At 40.8% G+C, this 19626-nt stretch carries 19 protein-coding genes; 1 reads left to right on the top strand and 18 read right to left on the bottom strand.

Annotated elements, in window-relative coordinates; all coding sequences use genetic code 11:
* The 18 genes from scpB to AB1488_05970 all read right to left on the bottom strand — a co-directional run.
* A partial coding sequence (scpB, locus tag AB1488_06055) for an SMC-Scp complex subunit ScpB (protein ID MEW6409661.1) occupies positions 1-540 on the bottom strand: 540 nt, incomplete at its 3' end.
* 114 nt (positions 541-654) lie between these two features.
* Positions 655-1323 carry a segregation/condensation protein A gene (locus AB1488_06050; GenBank protein MEW6409660.1) on the bottom strand — a complete coding sequence of 223 codons (669 nt, stop codon included), beginning with the start codon at positions 1321-1323 and terminating at the stop codon, positions 655-657.
* 71 nt (positions 1324-1394) lie between these two features.
* Positions 1395-2378, bottom strand: a complete 984-nt coding sequence (gene trpS / locus AB1488_06045) for a tryptophan--tRNA ligase (GenBank protein MEW6409659.1) — start codon at positions 2376-2378, stop codon at positions 1395-1397.
* A gap of 4 nt (positions 2379-2382) precedes the next feature.
* Entirely contained in the window at positions 2383-3036 is a 654-nt protein-coding gene (locus AB1488_06040) for a site-2 protease family protein (GenBank protein MEW6409658.1), read from the bottom strand.
* Positions 3037-3057: 21 nt separating this feature from the next.
* The gene (locus AB1488_06035) at positions 3058-4722 is read right to left on the bottom strand and encodes a phosphoenolpyruvate carboxykinase (ATP) (protein MEW6409657.1); all 1665 of its coding nucleotides are present in this window, start codon (positions 4720-4722) and stop codon (positions 3058-3060) included.
* Positions 4723-4735: 13 nt separating this feature from the next.
* A complete protein-coding gene (locus tag AB1488_06030; protein MEW6409656.1) occupies positions 4736-5086 on the bottom strand; it encodes a YtxH domain-containing protein in 351 nt (116 codons plus the stop codon).
* On the bottom strand, positions 5079-5429 hold the full coding sequence (locus AB1488_06025) for a DUF948 domain-containing protein (protein ID MEW6409655.1): 351 nt from the start codon (positions 5427-5429) through the stop codon (positions 5079-5081). Before AB1488_06025 ends, AB1488_06030 begins: the two co-directional genes overlap by 8 nt.
* Positions 5430-5643: 214 nt before the next feature.
* Positions 5644-6024, bottom strand: a complete 381-nt coding sequence (locus AB1488_06020; protein ID MEW6409654.1) for a type II toxin-antitoxin system PemK/MazF family toxin — start codon at positions 6022-6024, stop codon at positions 5644-5646.
* A complete protein-coding gene (locus tag AB1488_06015) occupies positions 6002-6319 on the bottom strand; it encodes a hypothetical protein (GenBank protein MEW6409653.1) in 318 nt (105 codons plus the stop codon). The genes AB1488_06020 and AB1488_06015 overlap by 23 nt, the downstream gene beginning before the upstream one ends.
* A 14-nt stretch (positions 6320-6333) precedes the next feature.
* A complete protein-coding gene (locus AB1488_06010) occupies positions 6334-7365 on the bottom strand; it encodes a hypothetical protein (GenBank protein ID MEW6409652.1) in 1032 nt (343 codons plus the stop codon).
* Positions 7366-7646: 281 nt separating this feature from the next.
* The gene (locus AB1488_06005; GenBank protein ID MEW6409651.1) at positions 7647-8993 is read right to left on the bottom strand and encodes an HD-GYP domain-containing protein; all 1347 of its coding nucleotides are present in this window, start codon (positions 8991-8993) and stop codon (positions 7647-7649) included.
* Complete coding sequence (locus AB1488_06000) at positions 8990-10903, bottom strand: HEAT repeat domain-containing protein (GenBank protein MEW6409650.1); 1914 nt, start codon at positions 10901-10903, stop codon at positions 8990-8992. Before AB1488_06000 ends, AB1488_06005 begins: the two co-directional genes overlap by 4 nt.
* A complete protein-coding gene (locus AB1488_05995) occupies positions 10894-11610 on the bottom strand; it encodes a J domain-containing protein (GenBank protein ID MEW6409649.1) in 717 nt (238 codons plus the stop codon). Before AB1488_05995 ends, AB1488_06000 begins: the two co-directional genes overlap by 10 nt.
* Positions 11611-11613: 3 nt before the next feature.
* Entirely contained in the window at positions 11614-14067 is a 2454-nt protein-coding gene (locus tag AB1488_05990) for an ATPase, T2SS/T4P/T4SS family (protein ID MEW6409648.1), read from the bottom strand.
* A gap of 50 nt (positions 14068-14117) precedes the next feature.
* Positions 14118-14600: a pantetheine-phosphate adenylyltransferase gene (gene coaD, locus AB1488_05985; protein MEW6409647.1), complete on the bottom strand. Its 483-nt coding sequence runs from the start codon at positions 14598-14600 to the stop codon at positions 14118-14120.
* The gene (rsmD, locus tag AB1488_05980; protein MEW6409646.1) at positions 14600-15154 is read right to left on the bottom strand and encodes a 16S rRNA (guanine(966)-N(2))-methyltransferase RsmD; all 555 of its coding nucleotides are present in this window, start codon (positions 15152-15154) and stop codon (positions 14600-14602) included. Before rsmD ends, coaD begins: the two co-directional genes overlap by 1 nt.
* Before the next feature lie 259 nt (positions 15155-15413).
* Positions 15414-15968 carry a DUF2301 domain-containing membrane protein gene (locus AB1488_05975; protein MEW6409645.1) on the bottom strand — a complete coding sequence of 185 codons (555 nt, stop codon included), beginning with the start codon at positions 15966-15968 and terminating at the stop codon, positions 15414-15416.
* 53 nt (positions 15969-16021) lie between these two features.
* On the bottom strand, positions 16022-18007 hold the full coding sequence (locus AB1488_05970) for an adenylate/guanylate cyclase domain-containing protein (GenBank protein ID MEW6409644.1): 1986 nt from the start codon (positions 18005-18007) through the stop codon (positions 16022-16024).
* Positions 18008-18079: 72 nt separating this feature from the next.
* On the opposite strand from AB1488_05970, the gene AB1488_05965 reads away from it, so the two are divergent.
* The coding region (locus AB1488_05965) for a D-aminoacylase (protein MEW6409643.1) at positions 18080-19626 on the top strand (1547 nt) is incomplete at its 3' end.

The raw sequence follows: 19626 nt of genomic DNA, 5'->3' as shown, positions 1-19626 counted from the left end.
ATAAATGGTGGGGTTTTCTAACGGGGTAAATTCCTTAGGGGTTGGCAATTCAGATAGGTCTTTCAAACCGAAATATTGTAAAAACTCTCTGGTTGTCCCATACATCAATGGTCGTCCAGGTATGTTTTTTCTCCCAAGAACCTTTATCAATCTCCTTTCTATAAGTGTTTTTAAAACACCATCAACATTGACACCTCTTATCGCCTCCATCTCAGCCCTGACAATCGGCTGTTTATATGCAATTATTGCCAGTGTCTCAAGTGCTGCCTTTGATAGTCTTGATGACACCTTGAGATGATAAAACCTCTTAATCCAGTCGGAATATTCTGGCTTTGTAATCATTCGATACCCTTCTGCAATCTCAACAATCTGAATACCCCCATTTCTCTCATCGTATTCCTTTTTTAACTGTTCAAGAGCTATCTTTATCTTCTCGGGACCAACTCCATCAAATACCTCTGCCATCTTTCCTGCCGATAAAGGCTCATCCGATAGAAATAGTAATGTCTCAACAACCGCCTTTATCTCTTTATCTTCCACAGCGAACACCATTACAATGGAAAAATGATAATAGTGCTGAAGGCTGAAGGCTGAAGAACTGAAGCAGTAATATTTAACTTCAGACTTCAGATCTTCAGTACTTCATTACTTCATTCACTCAGGAACAGCCTTGAATATTCTGATGATGCCGAAGTCTTTTGATTGGAAGACCCTTGCCAACCTTAAGCGAATTATCTCAAGAAGGGCAAGAAAGGTTGCAATTACATCAGACTTTGTCTTATCCTCATGAAAAAGTAAATCAAATACGATACTCTCACATTCAGAGAGTTTATCGAGTATTATGTTTATTTTATCTTTTACAGTCAACCTCTCCCTTGTAATTTCCTCAACGCTCTCAGAAGGTATCTTCTCAAGCACCCTTTTAAATACCGAAAGCAGATCAAAAAGATTAATATCAAAAAGTAACGGCTCGGGATAGTCCTCAACCATCTCATGGATACCTGCAGGCTGTCTGTAGAATATCTCACGCCATAATAATTCCTTTTTCTCCAGTTCTTCAGCCACAGTCTTATATTTTTGATATTCGAGCAGTTTCTCTACGAGTTCAGCCCGTGGGTCTATTCCTTCTTCCTCTTCCCCTTTATCGGTAGCAACTGGAGGAAGCAACATGCGGGATTTTATCTGTATGAGTGTTGCCGCCATAACGAGGAATTCACCTGCAACATAGAGATTTAATTCCTTCATCAGGTTAAGGTATTCCAGATATTGCCTGGTAATAAGGGCTATAGGTATATCGTAAATATCTATCTGATTCTCCTTGATAAGATGGAGAAGCAGATCGAGTGGTCCCTCAAATACAGGGAGCTTTACATCAAAAATAGAGGGTACTGTATTTATATCTTCATCGCCTCTCTTACTTCAAACATTGTTCTGGATGCGACATCCCTCGCCTTTAATACCCCAGAGTCTATGATTTCATCTATGCTCCCGGGATGGGATAATAGTTCTTTCCTTTTTACAAATACTGGCTCAAGCGCACCCATGATATTCCTGAAAAGAATCCTTTTACAATCGATACATCCAATTGAAGCAGTTCTACAGTCAGAATCAATGCCATTTCTTTCAATCTCAGGTGTATATACTCTGTGAAATACAAAAACAGGACAGACCTCAGGATTCCCGGCGTCAGTGCGTTTTACCCTTGCAGGGTCGGTAACCATCGTCTTGAACTTTTGTTCTATAACATCTGGTGCATCAGAGAGATAGATGGCATTTTCGTAACTCTTGCTCATCTTTCTACCATCTGTTCCTGGCAGTTTAGGAACTTCTGTAAGGAGTGCCTCCGGCTCTATAAAAACATCTCCGTATAGATGATTAAACCTCCTCGCAATCTCCCTTGTCAGTTCTAGGTGTGGAAGCTGGTCTATCCCTACAGGGACAAAGTCTGACTTATATATAAGTATATCAGCAGACTGAAGGACAGGATAGCCGAGAAAACCATAGTTGGAGAGATCACGGTCTTTGACCTCTTGCTGCTTTTCTTTATATGTCGGAACCCGTTCAAGCCAGGATACTGGGGTAATCATCGAGAGAAGTAGGTGTAACTCGGCATGTTCAGGCATCCTTGACTGTATAAAGATGATGCTTTTCTCAGGGTCAAGACCGGCTGAAAGCCAGTCTATCAACATATCCCTTGTATTTTCCCTTATCATAGATGTATCTGTAGACATAGATGTCAGGGCATGCCAGTCTGCGATAAAAAAGAATGATTCGTATTGGTCCTGAAGTTTTTTCCAGTTATCGAGTGCTCCTATCAGGTTACCGAGGTGCATCCTGCCACTCGGTTGCATACCACTTAGGATTCTCCTCTTTTGCATATTATTAAAAGAATCGTCCTCCTATGAGTAAACCGATTATTAATCTAATGACAGGAATTATGAGGAAATCAGTCACACCGGTAAATATCAGGATAAGGAGTATTATAAAACCATATGGCTCCAGTTTCCCAATAGCTTCTGCTTGCTCTCTCGGCAGTATCCCTGCAAGTATCCTTCCACCATCCAGTGGAGGGATAGGAATAGCGTTAAAGATAGCAAGTCCAACATTTATGGCAACACTCATCTTTACCATAAGAAAGACAGGTATAAGAATTCTATCGCCTGCTTCTCCGACACCACTACCTATCATGGGTACCATCAATCTATACAATACCGCACTGACTATTGCAATTAGTATATTTGTCATGGGTCCAGCGGCTGCGACCAGAGCCATATCTTTTACAGGGTTTTTGAAATTCCATGGGTTTACAGGAACAGGTTTTGCCCATCCAATCATCCTCGTTATAAGAAATACGAGTGTGCCTATAGGGTCTAAATGTTTCAAGGGGTTTAAAGTAAGTCTTCCTGCAAGTCTTGCAGTCGGGTCTCCGAGCCTGTCAGCTACATAACCATGCGCAAGCTCATGAAATGTAACTGCTAAAAGTATCGGAATCGCCATGATCGATACCCTCTGAACTATATCTGAAATATCTATCATTTTTCAATTTCTCACTTTTTACTATAGTGGATGTAGTATCTGGTCAATTACTGTCCTTGCCGCAACTAAGGGGTCTATAAAGGCACTGTCCATATCGTGTTCGAGATCCCTCTTATTGGAGAGATAGGTAATGCGATCCTGCATCCTGTCTCGTAGAAAACTCAAATACCCATGTTCCCTTGCTGGCTTATATTTCTTATCAAAATCAGCGCCGAATAGCTCATTTCCGTTCTTCGGTATGAGGAGCCCCGAAAACATCTTCCAATCTCTCCATTCGATTCTTTCCCTTACCAGTTCAGTTACGATAGAAAGTGAAAGTCCCTTTGGAATATCAATCTGATCGCCTGGCAGACCAAAGGCATGTGTGTTCATTATATAACATTCGGTGCCCATCTTGAAAAGTTTCATAAACTGATGACAGTCCCAGAGAAGGGGATGCACTCTGAAGGGATTTGCAAAAGGTTCGATAACCAACCTCTCCAGCTCCTTTGGGTCAACATTCTCCACTCCTTTAGCACGCATGGTGCTCAGGGATGCCCCCATAGCTACAGCTAAACCTGCCGATTTAATTTTACAAATAGGGGGTAAACTGGAGTCTTTCTGTAGCCAGATAACCATACCAGGTCTTTCGCAGAAGTCTGCATGGTTGAACATGTCTCTTGTTTTGATACAGCGACCATTTTCGTTTCTTATATCTAAAGCAACAATCCTCTTGCTACCATCGGGAAGCATTGTAACACCTACATTCTGTGCTGAATAGAAATATTTGATTGCAGGGTCCTGAAACTCTACGGCATCGGTTTTATCAAAAAGACTCGGCTCAAGTGCAACTGTAAAATCATTTTCCAGATCTATCAAAAAGGCATCGTCGTGGATAACAGTAACCTTCTCATCTTCCTTCAATGTCCCTGCATGGTCGTGGCTGTTAGTTATAGAGGACTTTCCTGAACCTGACAAACCGAATACTGCAACAGGAGGGTTATCTCCTATTTTTTTGATTCCCCCATGGCAGGCAACCATATTCTGGCGGACTCCGATGGTCCATGCTAAAGTCAATGTCCCCTTTTTCCTCTCGCCAAAATAGCGTAATCCGAGAATAGCTATACAATTCTGCATCTCGTCAATAATTACAAGCCCATTCTTGAAATCAGGATGTGACCATTCAGGATCAGCAAACACAAGTATGTCAGGCTCATCCAGCAAACGTGATTTCTCATACAGGTCAGTCCATGGTTTCATCCAGGGAGTAAAGTTAAGACCCCAGTCAAGCATATTTTTGGCATCACTCACAGGACTTAAAAGGTGTGCCTTTACCATGAAGTCCGGATGCAGTCCAACAATACCTTCAAGCCATAATCCTTCACGACGATTAAACTGGTAGATTGCCTCTCCTAATAGACTCAGGTATCTATCTTTATCCTCCCTGTTCATTTCTCTAACCAATCTCCTTGCCCTTGCTGTGCGACCAACAATTCCTCCATCGTTGGAGATAAGGACTCCGGCATCAGGAGGAAGCCCAAACTGTTCTGGTTTATACATTGGTTCTGAGGTTACAATGACTTCTGGCTGCTTTATAGCAAGTTTATAGAGTTCAGACATTGTTGTCTTTCTAACAGAGTTAGAGAAAAAGGCACCCTCCATCACCGCCCTCCATTGCGAACCTGGAATCCTATGTCTTGTCGCCATCTTTCTCTTTCCTTCACCCTCTTTCCTTCGAGAGTCTTTCCTTCTCTTTCTCCATAGCCTCTTTTCCCGCCTCTATAGCAGCGGTGACAATTGATTTCCTTTCCTCAACAGCCTTTTTACCCTCTTCAACTACGGAGCCTATCTTCTCCTTTACCTTCTCTACATAACCTGTTGCCTTATCTTTTGTATCCTCTGAAATACTCTCTGCCTTCTCCTTTACCTCTCCTGCAAGTTCTCTGATCTTCGCCCTTGTCTCTCTTCCTGATTGTGGCGCCAGAAGAAGCGCCAATCCAGCACCAACTGCCCCTCCCATCAGAAAGGCTAAAATAACACTGCCTGCTGAAAAACCTCTCTCTTCACTCATTACTACTCCCTCCTTTCAGACCTTTGAATAACACCTTAAAACCTGTCTTAATACCAACAATTGCACTTGCAACCCGTATAACATTAAGCTTCAAGATCGAATTTACAGCTTTTATTGTAGCTCCTATTTCTTCGACTGCATCCATAAATCCTGCTGCTTTACTGACGCCTTTTCTTACTTCTGCGGATATTGCATTTGTCTGGGATGCAGTCTCTCTAAGTTCATCAAATAACCTCTCAGCAGATTTTGCGGTATTTTTAATCTGAATCACAGTTGGTATAAGATAGATAACCAACGCAACTACTGTCACTGCAATTACAACTACAGCAATATCACCAATCAATAAAAACACCCCCTTTCGGACGCATACTACCACATCTTTATATCATTTGCAAATAGAATAGTAACATTAGGGAGTATCTGAAATTTCGGCTTGAAGTAATCACCTGATTGAAAAACTTTTTATAGAGATGATCGTAGGGTTTGACAAAATTTGGAACAACTGGTAAGTTAGTTCTCTGGAAGGAGGAGAGGTGTTAGTAGTTGATTATTAGTTGTTAGATTGGGCATTTGTGAGATTCCTCTCCAAAGAATTCCCTAAGTTTTTTCAAAATTTCTTTAAGTTTATCATCTTTGACTACCGCAACTTCCTTAACTACTACATTACTATGACAAGTAAAAAGTTTTGATATCTTTATGATTGAGTCTTTGGGAATGATACCTTGGGCTAAGTCCTTTTGAGCCAAAGGCATTTCTAATTGTTCTGCTGGTACAGAGGTTGTCGATGTCACAGCCGCCAAGATAATATCTTCATAGGTTTGATTGAACCAATCAGGCGACACAACGAGAGCAGGTCGCTTCTTAGTGGCTGAAAGGTCAGTAAACGGAAATGGAACAAGAACCAAACTACCTTGATTATAAGTCATTCCAGATTTCATCGGTCTTATTATCCCAGAATTTGAATGCACTTTCAGCAAGTTTTAGCCAAGAGATGGAGTCCTCTTCGATTACAACTGGTTTTTCTGCTATTTCAGCGATTCCGGTCACTTCTGGAACTTCAGCAGGAATTAATATGGTATCTTCCTCACACCAAGGTATGAAATAAGTAACCCCTGGATATAATAACAGCTCAATGTTCAATTGCCTTTGAATAGCACGAAAGTAACTTGAAGGTCTTATTGAAAACCCATAATTCAAAGTTTCTTTTTTTACAGAAGATGTAGAAAGTTCCATTTTCTCACCTCGTCTTAATTAATTCTACACCAACCAATAGGTTTTATATTGACCGTAGCTTGGATTTGTCCTGGGGCTGGTTCTATCCGCTTTATTTCCGCCTTAAAAAGGAACCCATCTGAACCGTAAGCACTCTCGATGTAAGAACCATAATAAGAAAATGTTTTGACTCCTTCATCTTTTAGTATCTCTAATGGAACAAATGGTTGATTAAGTTTCATCTCTTCTTCGTATCCCTCATATAGAGCCCACATCAGTGTCTCCAATTTCTCATCTGGTTTAATAATATTTAACCCAATTTCTTTTTCTGCCTCCGTCCGAGAAATTAGATAGCCGTGGATACAAAGTTTTTCCGTCAAATTCTGAACTATCGTTTCAATCTTGTTTTTTTCTTTATGGATATCCATATGGAGACCGAGTAACTTCTCTGTTAGAGACCTAGCCATTCTATAAGTTCTATAAATATTGCCTAAAGCTAATGGATTGATTTTGTTAGCTAATTCATTAAATACACTTACCATTTGCTCATCCCTAATTCCTGCCTTTTCCTTTGCTAAAAATAGATAAGAAGTAACATCCTCTACGCTGATAGGAATCCTTTGTTGCGGATTGTTAGGGTCCTGAGGATTAAAGGGATGAACCGTTGTAGGATCCACAGGGCTAAGTTCGCCTGATTTGCCCATCACAATTTCATCTGCACCCAGAGCGATTGAGGTAGCAGCACTATGGGCACGATAGGGTATCAAGACATTAAAAACCTCACAGTGTTCTCTGATCAATCTTACAATCCGTAGAGGAGCTACCATATCACCCCCACGGCTATAAAGGAATAGACTGATCCTTTTGTTTATACCTATACTATCAAGATGCCGCCTGATAACTCTGATGGCATCATCCGCAATTTGTGTAGTAAATGGTGCACGATCACCAGTTACATAACAAATTACTTTTGAACGTTGAAAATCTTCAATCTGTTTGATTAGTTCAATCCTTTTTTCTATAGACATCTTATTATTCCACTTTCTTCTTTTTAACGAATAGCTTATAAGCTATAGGTTCCAGATTTTTAAACTAAAAGTTCACTTTCTTCCTCTTTCTTTTCGCCAGCCAGGTGTTCATAATCTCTCTCTTAAATCTTCACTGCTGATTAGCAGCTTGATAGCATTGATAACAAAATTAATTATAATCAACTAAGGCTCAAATCACAAGAGAAATCTGATTATTTCCGAATCTTATCTTTGTTGCAGAATCCCATATCTTCCCTTACAGAGACCGTCATGTTACCCCCATAGACTATTTCATCTATCAGAAGAAAATGCAAGATTTTTTATAAATACTCCGCTGGTTCTATTCCCACTACAGCAGGTTCGATGGTAGAGATTATCGAACGGATATACCTCCCTGAAGAAGAATCTTTATCTGAGAGGTTAGCCAATCTAACTTCTTCTATCTTTACACCTTTCTCATCAAATAGAAGCCTTATCTGTGGACGCAGTGGGGCATCAGGATTAAGCCTGTAAACAATCCCTATCTCTCCTGTATCGAGCCTGACCACTGTGCCAACAGGGTACACCCCTAACATCTTTATAAAATGATTCAAAAGAAATGGGTCAAAATCTTTACCTGCCCCTCCTTCCATTATCGTAGCAGCCACATCTGGAGGTGTCTCTCTCCTGTAAGCCCTTATAGACCTCAGTGCGTCATATACATCCGCTATTGTGCATAGCAAACTACATAGATTTAATTCCCTCTTCCTATGGGTTTTTGGATACCCTGAGAAGTCATACTTCATATGGTGTTCAAATGCAACTATCTGGCAGAGTGGATTTATTCCTGGAATCTTTTCAAGTATCTTGGCACCTTCGATAGGATGTCTCTGCATCATTCTGAATTCATCCTCTGTAAGTTTATCAGGTTTCGTAATTATCTCAACAGGGATTACCTCCTTACCTATATCATGGAATAGTCCTGCTATTCCAATGTCATGGAGCAATCTTGAATCTAATTTAAGCAGTTTTGCCTGTATCATTGTCAATATACAGACATTCATAGAATGTGTAAAGGTATATTCATCGTGGGTTTTCAGAGCTGATAGTGCAAGGAATGGCGTCATGTCTCTCCGCACACCATCAACAAGAAAGTCAACAAATTCCCTTACAGTTCTTATCGAAGATATATCACCCTGTGAGACCTCTGGTATTGAGACCTTCATAATCTCTATACCCTTTTTATAAGCCTCCTTTGCCCACCTGAAATCTATAATCCTCTCCTTTACCTCATCTACTTTAATATCGCCTAATTTTATATTACTGATACCCAATTCCTCAATCTTCCTTCCGAGAACCTCTCTTCTGCCAGATAGCCCTTCTGAAGTGGATAAGATATCTATGAAGTAGTTTAACTCTTTTTTCTTTAGGTCTCTTAAGAAGGTTATTTTTTCTATTCCGAGAGAACGAAGATACTCCGATAACTCAGTAAAGAACGGTCTCCCTTCAAAAACAATCTCACCATCAAGAACCCCGAAAATCATTTCTTGTTTTGATTTGAGGGCATCATTTATAGTCATATACAGTCTTTCCAATACACGGGTTCTTACGGGATGTCCTCGCGGATAGAGAGCATAACCCTTAATCGCCCTCGCAAGAGAATATATGGTGTCCGATATATCCATCATGTAATCCCCTTCAATGCGTCAAGACAGGCATGTTTTATTGCATCCCTCTTTGATATAGAACCGTTCTTGAGCGTCTCTATAGCATCTACTGTTCTAATCTTTCCGAGTGCCTTCGCTGCCATCTTTCTGATATCATCGTATTTGCTGGCAAAAAGGAGTGATTCTTGAAGCAGAATCTCTCTGAGAAGAGGAACGGATTCTATAGCCCTCATATCTCCAAGGGTTTGAATGACCTGAGCCATTAAGTCCTTATCTTTCAGGAGCAACAGGAGTGTTTTTATTACTGATTCTCCACCAATGCTACCCATAGCCTTTATCGCTTCTCTTTTAATCCTGATATCCTCATGTCTCAGGCAATCCTTAAGGTGCTTAACTCCTTCATCGTCTCCAATCTTTCCTATGAGATGGACCATGTTTCTTACAACATACCATCTGTTATCCGACAGGTGGGAATATACCTCAGGAAGTATAACCCTGCCCATGCGTAAGAGCATGTCAAGAACCGCCCACCTTACCCACCTATTCTTCTCATTTATTAATACATCTATTAACAGAGGAACGGTCGGAAGCCCTATGTTGATTATTATGCTACTTATCTTATCAAAATATCTCTTATCCGTATCGCAGAGTGCAGCGATAAGTTCCTTTATAACCTCATCTTTAGAGATCCTGTAGAGAAACGCCTGATCAGAAGGGAAAAGGTCTATAAGTAACCCGCGTACCCTTTCTGCCTGAACATAGTCACCGGAGAGGACAGATTCCTCGAATATTTCTTCAAGTCTTAAGGTAGCATCCTTCTCATCCATATGAATGAGGTCTACAAGGAAAAGAATCCTCTGTTCCATTATAGAATCTTTCTTTATGGTCTTTATATACTTATCATCGAGGGCAATCTCTTCTGTTAATGTTATATCGCTCAGTTCTTCAAGAGATTTCATATACTCAGCAGATATAAAATGTTCTTCTTTTACTCTAAAAAAGAGTTCATTTATAATGTCCCAGAACTTTTTGTCAACACGTTTCTTTGCCGCTTCGGAGACATTCTCGACTGATGTCACGCTTTTTACAACCCTGAGTAGCCTATCTGTAACCTTTCCTTCTCTTGCGAGGATAGAGACAACAACATCAACAACCATGTCATCTGTAAGATAAGATGTCATTTTATCTATTATCGTTCCCCCTGATGTAAGTAAGTGATAGCGCATATCAGGGTCAAGCATAGAAGTTACCTCTACAATGTTCTTTAAAGCAGAAGGCAGAAAGGCTTTGTTTATAATTGAAACACTGGAATATATCCTTTCAAATGCCTCACTGAGCTTTGAAGACATTTCAACAATCTCTTTTCCCTCTGTCTTCTTGAGTAGATACCTGATGAACTCCTGCATCATATCTAAATTGGTAGCGAGTGTCAGGAGAAATTTTTCTTCTTCTATTCCGATATCCTCAGAATCACCTGACAGATACTTAAAAATGATGGATTTCCATAGATCCACTGTCTCACTTACCGCTATGCCTTCTTCCTTTTCAAGTATCTCAAGGTAAGGAACCTCCTTCACTGATATGCCTGTAACTTTTTTTTCTCTAAGTCGGGCTTCGATACTTCCATCCTCGAATGCCATCACCTCCAATGCCTCCCTCAGTCCTTCCATTGTAACCCCCTCGGCGATTGAGAGTAGGACTATATTCCTTTTGTGGAGGTGAACTGCAAGAGGGACATCTATAACCTCATCAGCAAGGAGAAAACCTTTGGGTGTTACTCCTATATCTATAATTCCAACCTCTTCGACGATTTCATTAATGGCATCAAACATCATTTTCATGGGGGATTTAAGCGAAGGATGACCCCTTGGATACATAGACAATGCCTTAAAAACCCTGTTGAGTTCCTTTAAGCCTTTTCTTACATCCATAGGGAAACCTTTGAGACAGGAGGTTTAATACCTTCAGAATGCGGGGAGAATATCTTACCTGAGTCAATATCAATCAAAGCAGTCTTGGAGTGATGGCTGGCGAGGTTATACTCCGATACGACCTTCTTTTCTACATCTGAGATACTATCAGTCAATAGGAGAAATAAACAGAATGTGCGAAAAAGACGGGTCTTTCTCTCTTCGCATAACTTTTTGAAATAGGGTTCGAGGGTTTGAGGGGTCAAGGATTCAAGTAAAGCATTTGACCCCTTGACCCCTTGAATCCTGCTTTTTATAAATATATAGTATCTTTCAAGTCCCTTCTGACCTGAAATCAGACGCTCAAACCTACCTGTAGATTCGATTGTCCATTTAATCTTTTCATCAAGTACAATTACTTTCTCTATCAGTTTGTTTACAGCCTCATCCATGATTATATCTGTCCCTTTCCCTTCTTTCTTAATCTTTGTAGTGGGTTCTGCTACCTCACTGAGTATCCTCAGTATTCGGTCATATTCAGCTCTCCTCTGTGGATTTTTAAGCGTATGATATGCCTCGTTCAGGAGATTTATCCTCTCGGAAGAACCACTATTACCTTCTCCCAAAATATCAGGATGACACTTTTTTACAATCGCAATATATGCCTTCCTTATCTCATCCTGAGATGCGGATGGCGCCACCTTGAGCACCTGATAATAATTTTCCATCAGTTATCTTCTTTTTTGGCTTTTTAGCCTCTTTGAACTTGGAGAAACTTTCCCTTTACAGAAGGGACAGTATACCCAGTCTATCTGGAGTTTTCTGTTGCACGAAGGGCACTCTATGCGCAGGGTATTGCCACAGTATGGGCATGCAGAGAAACTCTCTTCTATTCTTTTCTTGCATGATGGACAGAGACGATACTCCATCATTGATTCGTTATATGTTGCCCTCAATGCCTCTTCAAGGGTTATAGTCCCCTCCATCGCTTTATTGATTGCCTCCTGCCTTAAAGAAGATATACCATTATTTATGAGCGTTTCTCTGATAGTGTGTTCTTTTTCTTTTGTAGATATAAGCTCCTTCATTATCTTATCTATCTTCATCACCTCAAATATACCAATCCTGCCTTTATATCCCTTTTCATTGCATTGTTCACAGCCACGACCACGATAAAAGGCGCCCTCATATGTATCAGGGACATTAAGGCTATGTAAGGTTTCACTCTGCGGGTTGTATGGCTCTTTGCAGTATGGACAGTTTAAACGGACAAGCCTCTGAGCAACAGCGCCTATCAGGGAAGAACCTATCAGATAGGGTTCAACACCAAGATCGATCAATCTTGTAATCGTGGCAGCGGTATCGTATGTATGCACTGTGCTCAACACAACGTGCCCTGTCATTGCGGCCCTAAATGCTATATCTGCTGTCTCTTTATCCCTTATCTCACCAACCATTATTACATCAGGGTCCTGTCTCAGCACAGATCTCAGGACAGAGGCAAAAGTAAGCCCTGCCTTCTCATGGATCTGAACCTGATTCACCCCCTCAAATTCATACTCTATGGGGTCTTCAATCGTAACAATGTTAAGTGCTTCACCCTTCAGTTCATTAACAAGTGCATAGAGTGTGGTTGTCTTGCCCGAGCCAGTAGGACCTACCACAAGAATGATACCATCCCTCCTCTTAACAAATGACTGAAGGTCAATATATCCTCTCGAAGATAGACCGAGATCGTCCAATAAAAGTAACTTCCGGGACTTATCGAGGATGCGTATGACTACCTTCTCACCTAAATGTGTAGGGAGGGTTGATATACGGAGGTCAACATCCCTGCTCTTTATCGTCGTAGTCATCTTCCCATCCTGTGGCAGCCTTCTCTCTCCTATATCCATCTTTGCACCTACCTTTATTCTTGAGATAAGCGCACTCTGCATCCATGACGGCACCTGCATCACCTCTTTCAGGAGACCATCTACTCTGTACCTTACACCAAGGAAGTTTACCCTCGGCTCTATGTGGATATCGCTTGCCCCCTCTCCTACTGCATCATCAAGGATGAGTTTTTCCATTCGGATAACAGGATTGAGCATCTTCTGCTCCTCCTCTGAAACCTCTGTCACCTTCTCTTCTATTCCATAAAATTTGCTTATGGAGGTAAGTATCTCGCTCTTTATGGATACGACAGGTATAACCTCACAACCTGTTAGAAAGGTTATATCCTCAATGGAATGGTGGTTGAGTGGGTCTGCCATTGAGAGAATCAGTCTTTTATTATCTACCGACAGTGGAAAACAGAGATATTTCAGTGCAATGTTTCTCGGTATCAGGCTAAGGACACGAGGTTCAGGAACCCTATTTGACAGAGGAACAAGTGGAAAGGAATGTTGAAGTGAAAGTGCCTGAGCAAGTACTTCCTCGTTAATGTGTCCCAGCTCAAGGAGCAGATCACCCAGTCTTTTTTTACATTCCTTCTGCTTTTCTAATGCCTCCTCTAAGGTTAATTGGCTGATAAACTTATTCTCTATGAGAACTGCACCGAGTTTCTTTTTCATGTCGTTCTGGGGTATTTCCCTATTTTCACCCTTTCTTGTCTCAATCTCTATATGTCCTTTCTTATAGCCTCCATCAGAATAATACGCAGGGAGAAAATCCCTATCTAAGGCATCTATGATATAAGTGCATATAATTTCCATCCTTTCAGGTATCGTTAGATAAACAAAATCCTCCATGCCTGTCTGTGCAATAATATCGGCATCGTCTCCTAATTCGTTTTTAGCCATCCTCAGGATAGCACCTATAGCCCTTAATACATCGTCTCCCGATGTTTCCCCATATTTTTGACGGAATGCCTCAAAAAAGCTAACAACAATATATATAACAGTGAATTTCTTGTGGTTATCTATCCTCATCTGTATCTCTTTCTCTATCATTGGTTCACTATAAAGACCTGTTATGATGCATTTATGCCGTGTGGTATCAATCTGATGCATCTGGGCTGTTATCATCACTGCGGGAAGATCGTTTTCGAATGGGGATATCTCAATGAGAGCAACATCTGCCCCTTGTTCCTCAATTATCGCTACGGGGTCTTTGGATGAATCAAGTGTAAAGATGTCAAATCCATGAGGTTCAAGCACACTATGGACATCCCAGCAGATATCACTCTGTTTGCAGACTAACATAACCTGTGTCTTGTCATTTGATTGACCCTCTACTTATTCCTGAAACAAGTTCAGTACCTGAATTTTTCTCTCAGTCTTTCTTCAACCACTGCTGGAACCAGCCCCGCCACCGACCCTCCGAAGGACGCTACCTCTTTCACTATGCTCGATGTAAGATAGGAATATTCCTCTGAAGGCATCATGAAAACAGTCTCTATCCCTGTATCAAGTCTTCGGTTCATGAGAGCCATCTGCATCTCATACTCAAAGTCAGAGACAGCCCTCAATCCCCTTATAATCGCAGATGCACCCCTTTTCTTTGAATACTCCACAAGGAGTCCATCGAATGCCTCAACGATAACATTTTTTATCCCTGCTGTTGAGTCATTAATCATCTCGAGCCTCTCTTCTATTGTAAAGAGTGGCTCCTTTTTCGGATTCACTAACACTGCAATTATCACGGTCTCGAATATCCTTAGACCCCTTTCTATTAAATCTACATGACCGTTAGTAACAGGATCAAATGTGCCAGGATAAACAGCAATCTTTTTCATCATTCACCTTTTTTATAAACACTCAGATATGTATCACCATACCTGTATTCTTTAAGTCTTTTCATCTCCCCTATATTCCCAGGGAGATATTTCTTCTTAAAATGTTCTACAATAAGTAATCCTTCTTGATTAATAATATCACATCTGCTTAATTTTTCAAGGATAATGTTAACTTCTCCTGTGCGATATGGTGGATCGGCAAACACAATATCGAACTTTTCATTAGTGGTCTCTACAAATCTTTCTGCCTTCATACCGAAAACCTCTGCCCTTTCACCAAGACCTGTAAGTGATAGATTTTCTTCTATAATCTTTCTCGATTGGAAACCGTTCTCCACAAAGACAACCCCCCCTGCACCACGGCTTAATGCCTCTATGCCGATGGCACCCGTTCCTGCATAGAGGTCAAGGAATGTAGCACCACAGATCCTTTCACCAATTATATTAAAGAGGGATTCCTTTACCTTCTGTGATGTGGGTCTAGTACCTTTTATGCGTGAACCTTTGAGTTTACGACCCTTTGATTTTCCAGTAATGATACGCATGTGAAAAATGGGACGGTTCTATTTTCTCTTCGGCTATTCCCCTTTGTTAGAATGTGATATACATATTCCTTTGCTTCGCGATCTTCGATTGGTGCTATGCTTGCTGTCTTCGGCAAAGGGGACTGTCCCAGACTTCGTCGTGAGCGCTCAGTCGAACGAATTACGGGCGAAGCCGTAGATTCGGGACTGTCCCCGTGGATGGATTATTATCTTTTTTATCATCTTTTATCTTCACTGTCAAGAAAATAGAACCGTCCCGTTTTCCTCTTCACTTCTTGAGCAGTGGCTGGGAGAGTTTTTTCCTGAGGAATAATACATGCAGTAGCAAAAGAGATATATAAAGGGTAGATAAGATTACCCTGTTTTCTACCCCGATGAGATTTATAAAGATTATAACAGGATACAGAAGTAGTATAAGCCATCCTTCGCCGAATCCAAAACAGTATGCCTCTTTACCAACGAGTCCTGCCCCTCCGACACATACAAGACCAACACCAATAATAAAAAGTGTCCTCAGATATGGCTCTGGAACTACTATATAGCTTACAGCCTGAAGTAAAATACCTGCAAATGTCGCCATCAAAATAAACCTCTTTATCTCCCTCTTCCACACAAGAAGGAAAATGGAAGATAAAACCACACCTGATTCAAATATAAAAACACCTGCAACCATGTAAGGGAAGGCAAATATAAATGCGAGGGTAAGATAGAGGATGCCAAGAAGTTGTATCGGATAGCCGATTCTGTAAGCTATATCATATGAGCGGGGATAATGTATCCCTGCCTCTGCAATAGCCCTTTCTAAGGTATAACTTTCTTCCATATAAGGATTTTTATCATAATGTCATCCTTATGTCAAGCGCACCTTATATTTTCTCACGCTTCATAGACCCTGTTTTTGCCTATTACCTTTGACATGTAAAGGGCGTCGTCTGCCTTTTTAATTAATCCCTCGATTTCTTTTGCATCCTCAGGATAACTCGCTACTCCAACACTTACAGTAAGGTTACCCATTGGCTGTGACTCCTTAAATAGAAATGGATATCTCTCTACAGCCTCTCTTATTTTTTCTGCAACATTTATAGCATTTTCTTTACCTGTAAATGGGAGTATTATTATAAACTCCTCTCCACCATATCTGTTCGGTATATCCACTTTTCTGATGTTATCTCTAAATATCTTCGCAATATGCCTGAGAACCTCATCACCCATGAGGTGACCATGGGTGTCGTTGTAATGTTTAAAATCGTCTATATCTACCATAAGGAGAGAAAGGGTTTTATTGTATCTTTTTGCCCTCTCTATCTCGCTTCCCAATGTCCCATAAAAATACCTGTAGTTAAAAAGCCCTGTCATCCCATCTGTAATGGATAATCTCTCCATCTCATCTTTTGCTTTTTCAAGCCTCTGATTCCTATCGAGAAGTGCTTCTGCCATTCTATTATATTCCTCTGCAATCTCCTGGAATTCGTCATGGGTATGTAACCCTATCCTGTGGCTTAGATTGCCTTTTCTTGTTTCGGTTATCCCACGTTTAAGTGTAATTAAAGGCACGAGAATCATTTTAATAAATCTGTATCCAATAAATAAGAAAACAAAGGTGGCAACAATGAACACTATAATATGTGTATTAAAGGTATGATTTGATAGCCTGTGGATTTTGTTGAGATGGAGAAATACCTCGTCCCTGTGCATCTTTGAGATGGTGTTTATATTATCGTTAATCTCCTCAACGAGTAAATATGCCTTTTCATCCTTTGATGGCAAGCCTTTGCTCATATTCAGGAATTTTCTATAACCTTCATCTATCTTACTCAGGAGAATCTCTTCCTCCTTTTCTTTGTGTTCAATACTCTTAAGATAGTTAAGTTCCTTCTCAAAGTTACTCTTGGCTTTCTCAAATCCTTCGTCTATCTTCATGTTAGTATATAGATATGTGCCCATTTTTGTAAAAGTTGCATCAAGTTCGTAAAAGCGTTCATCCTCGAGATGCAACATGGTAATGTTTTTCTGAGCACTTATTATCTGATTCATCGCAGTAATGTCTGATATACCAACTATTAATACCGCCGCAATAATAACGCCATAAGCACACCAGAATTTAGTGACAAGGCTTAATGCCATAGCCACGGTAAAGAGATAGGCTATGGATAATGCAGCCACCGCCCTGAATACCTGAACAGGTATTCCCACATTGGCAAGGAATGTATCGTAATTTAAAAAGGACGCAAAAAGATAGTTAGATTCTGGCACAATAAGTCCAGCAAACACCCCATAGGACAAGAAACCTAATACAGATATATGTAAGCGCTTCCCTGCACCCTGAGGTAATTTATCCAGCAACTCCTTCTTCTTAGACAGGAAATACACCCCAACGGCAGAAAGAAAAGCGGATGGAAAGGCTATAAAATATCTTACACTCGCATCGAAATCACTTATGCGGATAGGCTCACTCGAGAAAAAAGATACCCCAAAGTGTACTGCTGCCAGTAAGGGTATAATGACTGAGAGATAAGTGCCTGCCTTACCATTCTTCAGCCTTTCTGCAAATAATAATCTGATAGCAAATATCAGGAGAAAGGCAAAGGAAAGACAGAGTAACCCCACCTTGATCATTGAGTAGAAAGAGGGCTCTGCGATATCAAAGGCTTTTAATCTGAAGATAGATAACGCATCCATCATCTCTACTGTTCCGTGTGTGAAACCAAATAATATAAGAAAAAGGAATGGTCTAGCTATGTTCAGGTCTCTCAAGGTCTTTATGCCGAGGATAATTGCAAAGGAGAGGGCATAAAAACTTGCTCCATACAGAAAGAATACTGCTACAAGGTTTTCGACAAGGAAGTTTGTAATAGATTCCATAAAAGATATTATAACAATAACACCCCGATTAAGGCTTGTCAATATCCCTTTTGTCTGATATATTTAGTCTATATGCTTGACATCGTTATCAAGAATGCAGTTGTAATAGATGGCTCTAACAATGCTCCAGAAAGAAGAGATGTAGGGATTGTTGGAGACAGGATTGAGGCAGTAGACAACATACCAGATTATAAAGCAGATGTAATCATTGATGCCACTGGATTGATGCTATCTCCTGGATTCATAGATACCCATTCTCACTCTGATTTTACACTCCTCGCAGACCCTTCAGGTGCTGGCAAGGTAATGCAGGGAGTAACCACTGAGATAAATGGTAACTGTGGGCTCTCTGCAGCTCCTATCTCTGGTGACGCAGAAAAACAGAGAGAGCCTGACCTCGTGGAACTCGGCATCAAAGAGAGGTGGTCATCGTGGGATGAATACATCAAATTACTCAAAAGAAAAGGAATTGGTCTAAACTTTGCTACCCTCGTAGGTCATGGAAGCATCAGGGCATCTATTATCGGCCTCAATGACAGAGAGGCATCAATGGATGATATGCAAAACATGAAAAAATTTCTTAAAGAGGGTCTAAGTGCAGGCGCACTCGGCATCTCAACAGGTCTTATCTATCCACTTGGCATATACACAGATACCGATGAACTTATAGAACTTGCGACTGTTGTATCACTTCATGGTGGTATCTATGCTACCCACATGAGGAGCGAAGGCGAAAAACTCACCGAGGCAGTCTCAGAGGCTACAGATATAGGCAGAAATGCAAATATCCCTGTGCATATATCCCACCTCAAGACAAGTGGAGAGAAAAATTGGGGTAAAATAGATACGTTGTTTAAAACCATTGAAGCGGCAAGAGACAATGGCATAGATATCACATGCGATCGTTATCCATATACAGCAGCGAGCACAGACCTCGATGCAGTCCTTCCTTCATGGGTGTATGAGGGAGGAAGGGAAGCAGAGATTGAAAGATTGTGCAACAGAGAGACCCGAAAAAGGATTGAAAGGGAACTAAATGACAGACACCCTGAAGTTAGCAGATGGGAAAAGGTTGTAATCGCATCTGTAATATCCAAGGAAAATAAAAACCTTGAGGGAAAGAATATCTTTGAGATAAGTAATATCCTCAAAAAATCACCGATAGATACAATCCTTGACCTTCTATTGGAAGAAAAACTCAGGGTCTCTGCGATATATCACTCGATGAGCGAAGAAAATCTGAGGAGGATATTGGAGAAACCCTATACGATGATTGGCTCAGACAGCTCTGCACGTTCGAGGGATGGTATTACAGCCAGAGGGAAACCTCATCCGAGAGGATTTGGCTCTTTTGTGAGGGTGCTTGGTAAATATGTAAGGGAAGAATCATTACTTACCTTTGAAGGGGCTATCCATAAGATGACAGGGATGCCAGCCTTAAGATTCGGACTTAAAAAAAGGGGTTTTATCAGGAAAGGCTATTATGCAGATATTGTGGTATTCGATATAAACACCATAAAAGATAGGGCTACCTTTGATAACCCATTTCAGTATCCAGATGGTATAGTTCATGTGTTTGTAAATGGAAAGGCAGTTGTACTGGATGGAAAACTTACAGG

It is taken from the genome of Nitrospirota bacterium (assembly GCA_040756155.1).
Lineage (GTDB): Bacteria > Nitrospirota > Thermodesulfovibrionia > JACRGW01 > JBFLZU01 > JBFLZU01.
Note: the sequence above shows the minus strand (reverse complement) of the source record. Positions and strands in the feature narration are given on the sequence as shown.

What these genes read in the sequence shown, in the direction of transcription:
- trpS (MEW6409659.1), bottom strand. Translation starts at nt 2,378, where the DNA reads ATGCAAAAGAGGAGAATCCTAAGTGGTATGCAACCGAGTGGCAGGATG.
- AB1488_06040 (MEW6409658.1), bottom strand. Translation starts at nt 3,036, where the DNA reads ATGATAGATATTTCAGATATAGTTCAGAGGGTATCGATCATGGCGATT.
- AB1488_06035 (MEW6409657.1), bottom strand. Translation starts at nt 4,722, where the DNA reads ATGGCGACAAGACATAGGATTCCAGGTTCGCAATGGAGGGCGGTGATG.
- AB1488_06030 (MEW6409656.1), bottom strand. Translation starts at nt 5,086, where the DNA reads ATGAGTGAAGAGAGAGGTTTTTCAGCAGGCAGTGTTATTTTAGCCTTT.
- AB1488_06020 (MEW6409654.1), bottom strand. Translation starts at nt 6,024, where the DNA reads ATGAAATCTGGAATGACTTATAATCAAGGTAGTTTGGTTCTTGTTCCA.
- AB1488_06015 (MEW6409653.1), bottom strand. Translation starts at nt 6,319, where the DNA reads ATGGAACTTTCTACATCTTCTGTAAAAAAAGAAACTTTGAATTATGGG.
- AB1488_06005 (MEW6409651.1), bottom strand. Translation starts at nt 8,993, where the DNA reads ATGATGGATATATCGGACACCATATATTCTCTTGCGAGGGCGATTAAG.
- AB1488_06000 (MEW6409650.1), bottom strand. Translation starts at nt 10,903, where the DNA reads ATGGATGTAAGAAAAGGCTTAAAGGAACTCAACAGGGTTTTTAAGGCA.
- AB1488_05995 (MEW6409649.1), bottom strand. Translation starts at nt 11,610, where the DNA reads ATGGAAAATTATTATCAGGTGCTCAAGGTGGCGCCATCCGCATCTCAG.
- AB1488_05990 (MEW6409648.1), bottom strand. Translation starts at nt 14,067, where the DNA reads ATGTTAGTCTGCAAACAGAGTGATATCTGCTGGGATGTCCATAGTGTG.
- coaD (MEW6409647.1), bottom strand. Translation starts at nt 14,600, where the DNA reads ATGAAAAAGATTGCTGTTTATCCTGGCACATTTGATCCTGTTACTAAC.
- AB1488_05975 (MEW6409645.1), bottom strand. Translation starts at nt 15,968, where the DNA reads ATGGAAGAAAGTTATACCTTAGAAAGGGCTATTGCAGAGGCAGGGATA.
- AB1488_05970 (MEW6409644.1), bottom strand. Translation starts at nt 18,007, where the DNA reads ATGGAATCTATTACAAACTTCCTTGTCGAAAACCTTGTAGCAGTATTC.